Consider the following 11,344-nt stretch of genomic DNA (forward strand, 5'->3'; position numbering starts at 1 on the left):
GCGGGGACTTGTTTCAAGGCTAGTCGTTGGGGACGTTCTTAAACGACTAGCTGTTGGGGACACTCTTTCGCCACCCGGCAGCTGGGGACGTTCCCTTTCTGCCGGCAGCCGGGGACAGTCTTTGCCAACCCGACCGGCAGACCGGCGAATCGGCAAAGACTGTCCCCGATAATGAGTCGTTTAAGAACGTCCCCAACGACTAGACGGTTAGGCGCGGGATTTGTTGTGGGCAAGTGCCAGGCCTGCGGCAGTGATGGCGGCGGCAAAGAGCACCGTGATGCCCAGGTCGCAGGCGATGTCGCCCAGCACGGCAGACGTCAGGTCCGAAGCGAGCGCCTTGCCGATCGCGTCGTTCACCCAATATGTCGGCACAAAGTGCGCCACGGTCTGCACGGCCGAGCCCATCATCGAAAGCGGCATCCAGGCACCGCCCAAAAACGTCATGAGCAAGCCAAGCAGGTTGCCCACACCGTTGAGCAGCTCTTCGCGCGCGCCCAGGCTCGACAGCGTAAAGCCAACGGCCAGCGTCGTGCACGCCAGGGCAAACGTCGCCGCCAGCGCCAGGCACACGCGCCCCACACCGACCTCGGCAACCGCGCCGGCAAAGCCCACGACGCCCATCATGCTCGACACAAGCCAGATACAGACGGTGAGTACGGCGGCGGCCGCGAACACGGCAAGCGAACGCTGGCGCTCGGGGATTGGGCCGGCATCCATACGACGCACGCGCTCGGGCTCGTTCATGCCCGAAAGCACCAGCCCCACCGACACGATGACCGACGAGATGATCGCGTACGCACCAAAGTTGAAATACGACTCGAGTGTGGCGGCGGCAGTCGAGTCGACCTTGACCCGCTCAATCTCGACCTCGGCACGCTTGGCGGCGGCATGCTCAGCGGCCTTGGCGACACTGCCGTTAGAGGCGACGGGCTCCAGGGCCGCCGAAGCGCCCGCGAGCGAGATCCACCGCGAGGCCTCGGCAGACGAAAGCGCTGCCGCCATGGTGCCGGAGCCGTAGGTCACATCGAGCCTGGGCAATTCCTCCCCCGCACGGGCGGCCGCGATCAGGTCGTCCTCAAACCCCTTCGGGATAAAGAACACGCAATCGGCATGGCCCTTGGCGCCGTTGCTCTTGGAGAGCGCGTCCGCAAGATCGTACGTATCGTCGCCGACGCCCGTGACCAGGTCAAAGCGCGAACCCAGGTGCTTGGTAAGCGCCCGCGAAAGATCGCTGTCGTCGCGGTCGACCACGACAACGTTGGCATCGCAAGGCTTGTAGTCGGTGAGCTGCGACGAGTTTGAGCTCACCGATGCCGCGATAAACACACCCAACAGTGAAAGAAACACCGTATAGATGAGCAGGTAGAGCGGGTGCGCGAGCGCCATGCGAAGCGCAGTCTTAAAGGTGCTCATAGCGGCTCCTTCCAAAGATTAGCGATGCGGCGGTGACAAACACCAGGGCCATGAGGACCAGCGCGCCGGCGCGAACGGCAAAGGGTCCCAGATCCTCAAAGAAATACAGACGGTTGAACATGTCGCAGATGAGCTTGACGGGGTTGAGCCAGCACTCGGCCGGGCAGGCGCGGGCGACGTCGTCGGCAAGTCCCATCGCCGGCACGCCGTAGAGGCCGGCGAACAGGGCGCACGTGGTGGCAAAGCCCGTGAGGATGCCGGACTTGGACGCCTTGCCGCCCTTAACGGGAAGCGTGCCCACAAAGAGCCCCAAGCCCGTGGCGGCTAGCGCGGACACAGCGCCACCTACCAGGCACAGCCCCTCGCGCCCGCCAAAGTCGACACCGACCACCAGGCGCACGTAGCCGATCGCAACCGCTATCGAGGCAAAGGAGACCAGCCATGATCCCACAAAGATGCCGGCCAGCGACGCCGTCTTGGAGGCGCCTCCCACGCAGCGACGCGTGCCGAGGCCGGACAGATTGGGCTGCAAATCGACGACGCTCAAAGCGGCAAACTCGGCAGACATCATCGCGACTAGGCCAAAGAGTGCGAAATAGTAGATGGTCGTAGCGTCGGGCGTGGTGCGCGTCAGGCTCACGCGACGGGTGCCGCCCTCGAGCGACAGGGCGCGCGCAACCGCCTCCGGATCGGTAAGCGCCGCCGGGTTGTCCTGGGCAATCTGGCGCATGAGCTCGGCATTTTGCGTATACGAGCTTGCCACCGTCTCCAGAATGCTGCGGTCGGCGAGCACCGACGTCGCACGCGAGCTGTCATAACTCGAAAGCAACGTGAGCCTGGGTGCGCCCGCATCGTCGACCGTATAGATGCCCGCGACCTCGCCGGCCTTGAGTGCTTTGCGCGCGGCTGCCAAGTCTTTGTACTCGCTCACATCGAGCAGCTGGTCGTCACCTTCCTTGGCAAGCGACGTCGCAACGTCCTTAAAGGTCGAAGCGTCCCAGGCCTCGTCCGCCACGACGGCAACCGGCACCGGGTCGACCGTGCCATCGGAGCTGAGGTTCACAAACATAAACATAAACATCGTGGAAAGCGCGATGGGAAAGACCGCGCTCCAGACCCACGTGCTCGGCCGGCGCAGCAGCGTCTTGACCGTGATGGTAATGGTGTTGAACATGGCCGCCCCCTAGTCGCGCAGCTCGCGGCCGGTGATCTCGAGGAACACATCGTTGAGGGTCGGCGGCTCGCTCCATACGCGGCCAAGCGCCACGTCGGCGGCGCGCAGCGTGTCAAGGATATCGACCAAGTTGTGCGGGCTCGCTTCGCAGGTGCAGACGAGCTCGCCGTCGGACAGCTCAACCGAAAGCACGTGTTCGAGGGCGCGCAGTCGCTCGACCGTGGCGGGCTCGACGGCGCCGACCTCGACGGTCACGCGCTCGCCCATCTGAATCATGCGCTTGAGCTCGTCGTTGGTGCCCTGAGCCAGCACGCGCCCGCCGTCCATGATCATGATGCGGCTGCAAATCTGCTCGACTTCCTCCATGTAATGGCTGGTATACACCACCGTGGCGCCCTCGTCGCGCAGGCGGCAGATGCCCTTCAGGATGGCGTTGCGGCTCTGCGGGTCGACTGCCACCGTGGGCTCGTCAAAAAAGATGAGCTCGGGCTTGTGCGCGATACCGCAGGCAATGTTGAGCCGGCGCGCCAGACCGCCCGAGAGCTTGCCGGGGCGAAACTTGGCAAAGTCGCCCAGCCCGACAAAGTCGATGGCTTCGTCCACCAGCGCGCGGCGGCGCTTGCGGTCGCTGACGTAAAGGCTGCAGAAATAGTCGATGTTCTCGCGCACGGTGAGCTCGTTGAACACCGCAACTTGCTGCGGGACCACGCCGATTCGACGCTTGAGGTCGTAGCGGGCGGGCGTCATGGGCTCGCCGAACAGCTCGATGGTGCCTTTGTCGTAGGCGAGCAGCTGCAAAATGCAGTTGATGGACGTGGTCTTGCCCGAGCCGTTGGGGCCCAGCAGGCCAAAGATCTCGCCGGGAGCGATGCTCAGGTTAAAGTGGTCGAGCGCGATAAGATCGTCATAGCGCTTGACGAGGTTTTCGACGTGGACGATGTCTGTCATGAGGCAGCCCTTCTGTCGGTCGTGGTCTGGTACGGCTGCATCATCGCAGGAGCGGGTGGCGCGCACCAGTGAGCTTTGTCACGAGTGCAGGTCCTGGTTGCGCGTCTCGCCGGCACCCCCGCTTTGCCGCGCGGGAGGAATGTCACGGTTGCGCAGGCGGGCCCTCCACCACGCGCGGCTTCGCGTACAATACCCGTATGAACAGGCTTTTCGACAAATCGATCGTGCTAGCGTGCTGTATTGCAGCCGCCATGGGTCTTGCTGTGGATGCTCGCCTGGTCGCGGCGTTTTGCCTTGGTGTTATCGCCACCTCGCTGGCCGAGGTCGCACAGGATGAACGCACGCGCCGCGCAAGCGATGCCGCGAGCTACGTCTACATCATCGCGGCCGTCTTCGTGCCGCCGTTTGTGCCGTTTGCGCCCCTCGCCCTCTATGACATCGCGAGGCGGGTGCGCCGTAAGCGCGTCTGGGTCGTGCTGGGCGTTTGTTCCGTCTTTGCCTTTGCGCTCGTCGCGAACCTTCGCACCAACACGCTCACCGCCCGAACGCTCCTGCTGGCTGCCATCCTCTCGGTTGCCGCCACCTTGTTATCGCTACGCACCGCCCAGCTGGAGCGCGAACAGCAGCGCATGCGCCGTATCCGCGACGAGCTGCAGGGACGAGCCCTCGTGCTCGAAGCGCGCAACCGCGACCTTGCCGACCGCCAGGACTACGAAGTCGAGCTCGCGACACTCGCCGAACGCGCCCGCATCGCGCGCGAGATTCACGATAACGTGGGCCACCAGCTCACGCGCGCCTCACTGCAAGCCGAAGCCTTGCGCGTCGTCCACGCCGACGAGCCCGGCGTCGCCGCCGATTTCGCCGACGTCAAACGCACGGTTGACGAGGCGCTCCAGCTTGTGCGCACCAGCGTCCATGCGCTCAACGACAACGCCGTCGACCTTTCCGTGCAGCTCGAACGCATTGTTGAAGGCGCGCGCTCGGACGGCGGCCCGCAGGTTGAGCTTGAAGTTATGACCGAACATGCGCCCGCAAACGTCGCGAACTGCTTTGCGGCGGTCCTGCGCGAGGCGCTCTCCAACACCATGCGCCACGCTTGCGCCCATGCTGTCACCGTACGATGCATGGAGCATCCGTCGTTTTACCAGCTCATCGTGACCGACGACGGCATGGGCAGGGTCCAAGCAAGCGGCCGCGGCGCCACGGAGGGCATGGGGCTCACCTCCATGCGCGAGCGCATCGAGGCGCTTGGCGGCACCTTCACCGCCGGCCCGCGTGCCGGCGCCGGCGGCTGGCGTGTGTTTGCCACTGTTCCCAAACAGCAAGGAGATGAGGACCGATGAGGCTCATAATTGTCGACGACGACCGCTTGGTGGTCGATTCGCTCAAGATTATCCTGGGCGCCCAGCCGCAGATCGAGGTGGTGGGTACCGGTGCCAACGGCAACGACGCGGTGGCACTCTACGCCGAGCACGCACCCGATATCGCGCTGCTCGACATTCAGATGCCGGGGCGCGACGGCCTTTCGGCGGCACGCGAAATCCTTGAGCGCGACCCTGCGGCGCGCGTGGTGTTTCTGACGACATTCTCGGATGACGAGTACATTGTGTCGGCGCTCAAACTGGGTGCCCGCGGCTATCTGATCAAAACCGATGTCGCCGCCATTCCGCCAGCGTTGACGCAGGTCATGGACGGCAAACGCGTGCTCGAGGGTAAGGCGATCGAGGATATCGATTTTGATGGAACGGATGTTGAGGCCGGCACGACCCGCCGACCCGCCGCCTTTGCCAGCCTGACCGACCGCGAGTTCGAAGTCGCCGAGCTCATCGCCCGTGGCCTCGACAACAAGGAGATCGCTGCCACGGCATACATGGGCGAAGGCACCGTGCGCAACCACATCAGCTCGATCCTGGCCAAAATGGGCCTGCGCAACCGCACGCAGATCGCCATCGCCTACCTGCGGGGATAATTACCCAATGGCCGGCACTCCGACGTAGCAAAATGGCTGCTACCGATTTAATGCCATTTCAAAACTATGCCGGTTTACTACGATGAATCACCCACCTTCGACCACAGTTAATTGCGCGCTTGCAAAACCGCAGGTAGAACACGTGCAATATTTAGAAAAATACAGTCGTGGTCGGGAATGTCGAATTCATCGTAGTAAACCGGCATAGTTTTGTTCGCGGCGGTCCAACCGCGCGTTCACGCGCGGGGCCGGTGGGGCAATTTTGCCCCACCGGCCCCATCCCAGCGCTACTCCGGCTTGGTTTCTACCGTGGGAGTCTTGTCCGCCGCAACCGGAGTACGGGCGGTGTCCATGCTCAGGCAGTGCTTGGGGCAGCTCTCGATGCACTCGCCGCACACCACGCAGGCATACGGGTCAATCGACCACGTTCCGCCCTTGCGATCGACCGCGAGTGCGCCCGCCGGGCAGCGACGCGCGCACATGCCGCAGCAGATGCACACGTCCATGTCGTTGACGATGTGCCCGCGCAAGCGCTTGGGCGACGGCAGCTTCTCCTGTGGATAGCACACCGTGACCGGCTGCTTGACCATAGAACCCAAGGCCGTCTTGGCAAATGTAAGCAAACTCATGCCGCGCCTACCTTTCCGTGCAGCTAATGCAGGGGTCGATGGTCAGGATAATCATGGGCACGTTGGCAAGGAGCACGCCCTGCAGCGCATGCGTCAGACCCGCCAGGTTTTGCGACGTCGGCGTGCGCACGCGAAAGCGGTCCAGGTTCTTATCAGCAGAACCGCGGGCTCGTAACTCATAACCTGCAGCAACTCACGATCGGCGCCAACCTGGGCAAACGGGCCTTGCGTCGAGGCGGACGCCAGCACCACAAAGATCGCAGCAAGGGTAACCATAAAGGCGCACAGCAGTGTGTTGGAGCCCGACACAGAGATGCCGCCGCCCACCACGGTAAAGATGAGCGCGCACGCCATGCAGGTATCGTCCATGGTGCTTACGCTGGCGGGGGCCTTGCGCAGCAGCTTGGCAACGTCGTAGAAGGGTTGCAGCAGACGCGGTCCCACGCGGCCCTGCATGCGGGCGGACAGCTTGCGGTCAATGCCGTCAATCAGGCCGCCCACAAGCGGCGCCAGCAAGGCAAACGCCACGGTGCCAACAAAAATGCCCACGACGCCCGAACCTTCGAAGTACTTGCCGCGCAACACCGAGGGCACGCTCATGGCAAGCTGCTCGGGCCCAATCCATGCGCAGCACAGCAGCGCAAACAAGATAATGCTGCAGCACACGACGCTGCCCGCGGGGCCAATGCGCTTCTCGCCAAGGGCACCCTCCAGGTACCAATTGCGCTTTTCGGCCTTCACCTCGTGTCCCATCGAGCCGCGGAAATGGCGGTAATTGTCGGTTCCCACACCCGAAAGGTACACGTTTACGCGCGGTTTGTTGCTCACGCGGAACGACGTCAGCAGCACCACAGCGATAAAAGCCACGATGACCACCATCAGATACATGGCGTCCTTGCCAATAACGTACGGCACGCGGCCAAACACCATGGCCAGGTAAGGCGACACCAGGCCGCTCGAGATGAGCGGGAAGGCCACGCAGCACAACACCAGCAACGCGGCGATAGTTTTGAGCGCCATCCATTCGGTCTTATGGACATCGCCCTCCACGTTTTCGGCCGTAGAATCCACACCCGAAAGCTTGGCAAGCCACTTGCCCCAGAAGAAGAACGTCGCGGCCGAGCCAAAGGCAAGCACCATGATCATGAGCACATTGCCGGTCTGCGCGAACGCCACCAGGGCGCCCCACTTGGACACGAGCATGCCAAACGGCGCCACAAACATGCCCATGATGCCCAGCATCATCAGACGCGTCAGACGCGGCATGCGGCTGAACATACCGTCCATGTCCCCGATATTGCGGCTGCCGATATGATGCTCGGCCGTGCCCACGCACAGGAACAGCAGCGACTTGGCCACCGTGTGGAACAGGATCAGGAAGATGGCCGCCCGTACGGCCTCGGGCGCGCCGACACCCAAGCAGGCACTGATGAGGCCCAAGTTGGAAATGGTGGAGTACGTGAGCACGCGTTTGGCGTTGCTCTGCGAGATCGCCATAAGGGCAGCGAGCAAAAACGTAATGGCGCCCACACTCGTGACCATAAAGCCGGTCACGGGATAGATGGCATAGAGCGGGCTCAGCTTAACCATCAGGAACACGCCGGCTTTAACCATGGTTGACGAGTGCAGCAGGGCACTCGTAGGCGTGGGGGCAACCATGGCACCGAGCAGCCAAGTGTGGAACGGCATCTGTGCGGCCTTGGTGAGTGCAGCGAGCGACAGCAGAACGACCGGCATCACCAGCAACGCGGACTGCGCGGTACCGGCGCTGGAAAGCTCGATCATGCCCGAGATGGTCAGCGGCATGCCGTTGACGTGCAGGTACATGAGTCCGGCCAAAAACGCGATGCCGCCCAGCATGTTGAGGATAATCTGGGTGAAGGCGTTCTTGATGGCCTCGGGCGTGCGCGTGTAGCCAATCATAAGGAACGAGCACACGGTGGTGATTTCCCAGCTGCAGAACAACCACTCAAGGTTGTCGCTCGTCACGATGACAAACATGGCCGAGAGGAACAGGAACATAAGCGCCAGGAACTGCGGGCGACGGTCAGGCGCGGTCTGCCCGCGCAGCGCGGCCTCGTGCTCGTCGTGGGCCTGGAAGTCCTTCATGTAGCCCAGGGCATACACACAGATAAGGCTGCCGACAATGCCGACGGTGAGGACCATGATCACGCTCATGTAGTCCAGGTAGAGCGGCGTCGCCGTGACGGCTTCGGCCGCGGGCAGCGTCATGGCTGCAAAGGCGAGCGAGCCCACCAGCTGGACTATGCCGAGCACCGTGGTAAGTGCGTTCCTATATTTGTACGCGTTGTACAGGATGACGGCGCACAGGATGACATCGATGGCGGAACTGATGATCGAGAGCACATGCGAGGTGACCGGTGCCACCTCGAAGCTCTGCGGGCCCGCGCAAAAGAATAAAACGGCGACTACAACCGTCACCGCCATAATGATGCCGGCGCCTATGAGCCCCACCGCATCGCGGGCGCGGTCACCGCGCGCGAACAGCATGCCCAACGCCGGTACCAGCGGAAACAGGGTAAGGAAATACAGCAATGTCATACCATCACTTCCCCATGCAAAAACGCTGCAATTGTTTAACGTTATAGCTCAGCTGAGGAGTGGCGGCGGCGGGTTTTCGGTCAACTGGGGCGTTTTAGGCGTACGGGGTAAGGTGTCTGTCCGCATTGGAGCAGAGAGGCGACGCTCCCCCTATCGCAGCGACGAGCGCGCGGGCCACTGCGCACGGTTTATTGACCACGTTGGGGGATGTCCCGATAGGCTCACGGCGGTCCAAAAAGTTGGTGCGGCAAGAAAAATGCGCCCCCGTGGACGCACCATCCCGTTCGCTATTCCGCCTTTTTAACGCGCGGCTTGCGACCGCGCGGCTTATCGATAAGCGCGTTGGCGCCGCCATCGCGATACTGACGACACCAAGCCTTGACCGAAGACTCGCTGGGAATCTTGTGCTTGATCATTGCCTCGCGAACCGTCAGGCCGTTTTCCAGACGATCCTTTACCACGGCAAGCTTGACGTCATACGAATACGTGCGGTGATGCGAGCCCGCGTTGAGCACGGCGTCGGCACCGCCCACGGCATATGCGCGAGCCCACTGACGAGCCGTGGCCTGGGGAATGCCGAGCTCCGCGGCGAGGGCACGATGGCCGACCCCCTCTTGGAGGACCTCGACGGCGCGCTGCCTAACTTCGGGCGCATGCGTGCGAGTCCTTATTGCTTCTGACATACCTGCCACTTCTTAGCCTTAACCGTTTACGTGTTTTCTCACGTGCATGTTAGATAGTAGCATTTTGCTGTTTGCGCGTAGCAGTTAATTGAAAATCGCAATTTCGCTATCTGGGCATTTAGAGCAATTTGCGGATATTTTATAGCATTTATTTACGCTGGTGGTTAGCGCACGGCTGGATAGCGAAGGCCTGTCGACTAAATTGGTGCCCGTTTGGCAGTTCCATGCTGGAGGGTAATTATAATCCCTCGTCAACCCGCATCCAATTTATCAGCTTTCCACTTGCTTTCCATCTTTCCAGCTCACTTCCCAGCTTTCCACTTTAGGTGGTAAGTTAGGTGGAAAGTTGGGAAGATAGGTGGGAAGCCGAAGCATGGGTGACGGACAGCCCTACTTCGCGAGTCGATACCGCTGTCGCGGGCTGCGTGGAGGCTCCATCGCCTCAATCTTGCCCGCACCGATCAAGCCTTTTATGTGGTTGGAAACGGCGCTCCTGCTCAAACCCGAAGCGTCTGTGAGCTCCTTGGTCGAGGCCGAAGAATGTGTTGCCAGGTAATCCAAGATTGCCTCGTCCACATGCCCCACAGACGTCACCTGTTCCGCCCGCATTATCTTTCGCTTATCAAACGTCAGCGAAAAAGAAACCGTTGAGTTCTTTGGTTCGGGCGGCAACATGTTTGCCCGCTCGAGCTGCTCGCCTATCTCCTGATAACCAGTGCCGCGATTTTCGACCACGTAGCCACCGCCTGGGTACGGCGTGGTCTCGAGAATATTTGAAAGGAACTGGTTTCTAGATGACGAAACCCCAGAAATTCCCAACGAATCGATCGTTACATCGCCGTACAGCCCGCCGGGATTGAGAATCTCGACGCGGTCGATATACAGGTTGACCTGCACTTGTGAGCCGCGCGCGGCGGAAGAGTAGTCGCGGTGCATGAGCGCATTCGCCACCGCCTCGCGCAGTGCCACGGGCGGATAATCGGGCACATCTTTCCGGAACGCGCCCTCGATAACCGCGGCGTTTCGGGTGTTTCTCGCAACGGCGGCAAGCACATCCTCAATCATGAAAGGGATCGGACCCAAAATGGTCTGAGAATCCACAAAACGCTTGTTATCGCTTACTCGCTGCGTTTTTGTAGTCCCGGGGTACGCCGTAAAGGTCACATTGAGACGTGGGAAGAACTTTTGCGGAAACCGTCCCATCGCGACAATTGCGGCAAGCGTCGGCACGATTGCGTCGTCCACCCTTTTGGTCACATGAAGGTCTAGAAGAATCTCCTCGTTGCTCCTGTTACCCAAAATCCTGGGATGCAGTTCGCGCTGACGCTTTATAAACCCTTGCAAAAGATCGGCATCAAGGTCATCGAGCGTGGCACCTTCGACCGGCTCGTCGTCGTATGTAGGCTGAACATGCTCCTCCATAAAGCGATCGATTTCGTAGGGAGTCATGCGCCGGTCGTCGTCGCCCGTACGGATAAAGGACGAATCGTACATTCCGCGTGCCGCAATGTAGCAGGGCTTATCGCGTGGATGCATTTCTTTGATGCGCGCGCAAAGCACCAGTTTTTCCTCAAAGGGGAGCACTTGGATATCCGGCCTCACGACGGGCGTAAGCTTTTCACATGCAGAAGATAGGGCGTCTTGCATCTTGCGAGCATCAAAGCTCTCGACGGGCACAAACCCGTTCTTTTCGGAAATGCCGAGGATGATAAAGCCACCCTGCGCGTTAGAAAAAGCCGAAAGCGTCTCGACGATGCTTTTGGGGAGTGTGCTCTTGGCCTCTTTTACTTCGTACTGCTGGGTGTCGTTTCCTATTGCCCGCAGATGATGGATGACCTGCGCCAACCACTCCTCATTCATGCCGAACCTCCCAACTTTCCAACTTTCCAACTTTCCATCTAACTTACCAGCTTTCCACTTAACTTTCCAGCTTTCCACTTTAGGTGGTAAGTTAGGTGGAAAGTTT

9 protein-coding genes are annotated in these 11,344 nt (G+C 61.0%); 2 read left to right on the plus strand and 7 right to left on the minus strand.

Annotated features, from left to right (window positions below):
• Positions 1-207: 207 nt before the first annotated feature.
• Genes GT495_RS04345 through GT495_RS04355 form a run of 3 tightly spaced genes read right to left on the minus strand, consistent with a single transcriptional unit; the run spans position 208 to position 3,535 of the window.
• Positions 208-1,413, minus strand: coding sequence for an ABC transporter permease (locus GT495_RS04345; protein ID WP_161161631.1), 1,206 nt, complete (start codon positions 1,411-1,413; stop codon positions 208-210).
• Positions 1,400-2,587 (minus strand): ABC transporter permease, encoded by a 1,188-nt coding sequence (locus GT495_RS04350; protein ID WP_161161632.1) that lies wholly within the window; start codon positions 2,585-2,587, stop codon positions 1,400-1,402. Before GT495_RS04350 ends, GT495_RS04345 begins: the two co-directional genes overlap by 14 nt.
• A gap of 9 nt (positions 2,588-2,596) precedes the next feature.
• The gene (locus GT495_RS04355; protein WP_161161633.1) at positions 2,597-3,535 is read right to left on the minus strand and encodes an ABC transporter ATP-binding protein; all 939 of its coding nucleotides are present in this window, start codon (positions 3,533-3,535) and stop codon (positions 2,597-2,599) included.
• Positions 3,536-3,786: 251 nt separating this feature from the next.
• On the opposite strand from GT495_RS04355, the gene GT495_RS04360 reads away from it, so the two are divergent.
• Both GT495_RS04360 and GT495_RS04365 read left to right on the plus strand, forming a co-directional pair.
• Positions 3,787-4,878, plus strand: coding sequence for a sensor histidine kinase (locus tag GT495_RS04360; protein ID WP_161161634.1), 1,092 nt, complete (start codon positions 3,787-3,789; stop codon positions 4,876-4,878).
• The gene (locus tag GT495_RS04365) at positions 4,875-5,504 is read left to right on the plus strand and encodes a response regulator transcription factor (protein WP_161161635.1); all 630 of its coding nucleotides are present in this window, start codon (positions 4,875-4,877) and stop codon (positions 5,502-5,504) included. The genes GT495_RS04360 and GT495_RS04365 overlap by 4 nt, the downstream gene beginning before the upstream one ends.
• Positions 5,505-5,791: 287 nt before the next feature.
• Here GT495_RS04365 and GT495_RS04370 read toward each other — a convergent pair whose 3' ends face one another.
• The 4 genes from GT495_RS04370 to GT495_RS04390 all read right to left on the minus strand — a co-directional run bounded on the left by GT495_RS04370 (position 5,792) and on the right by GT495_RS04390 (position 11,238).
• Complete coding sequence (locus GT495_RS04370; RefSeq protein ID WP_161161636.1) at positions 5,792-6,133, minus strand: 4Fe-4S dicluster domain-containing protein; 342 nt, start codon at positions 6,131-6,133, stop codon at positions 5,792-5,794.
• Between the two features lie 93 nt (positions 6,134-6,226).
• The gene (locus GT495_RS04380; RefSeq protein WP_240128093.1) at positions 6,227-8,695 is read right to left on the minus strand and encodes a proton-conducting transporter membrane subunit; all 2,469 of its coding nucleotides are present in this window, start codon (positions 8,693-8,695) and stop codon (positions 6,227-6,229) included.
• Between the two features lie 287 nt (positions 8,696-8,982).
• A complete protein-coding gene (locus tag GT495_RS04385; RefSeq protein WP_161161637.1) occupies positions 8,983-9,378 on the minus strand; it encodes a helix-turn-helix domain-containing protein in 396 nt (131 codons plus the stop codon).
• A 390-nt stretch (positions 9,379-9,768) separates the two neighbouring features.
• Positions 9,769-11,238, minus strand: a complete 1,470-nt coding sequence (locus tag GT495_RS04390) for an ATP-binding protein (protein ID WP_161161638.1) — start codon at positions 11,236-11,238, stop codon at positions 9,769-9,771.
• Between the last annotated feature and the right edge of the window lie 106 nt (positions 11,239-11,344).

This window comes from Collinsella sp. BIOML-A6 (genome assembly GCF_009875845.1).
GTDB classification, from domain to species: domain Bacteria; phylum Actinomycetota; class Coriobacteriia; order Coriobacteriales; family Coriobacteriaceae; genus Collinsella; species Collinsella aerofaciens_H.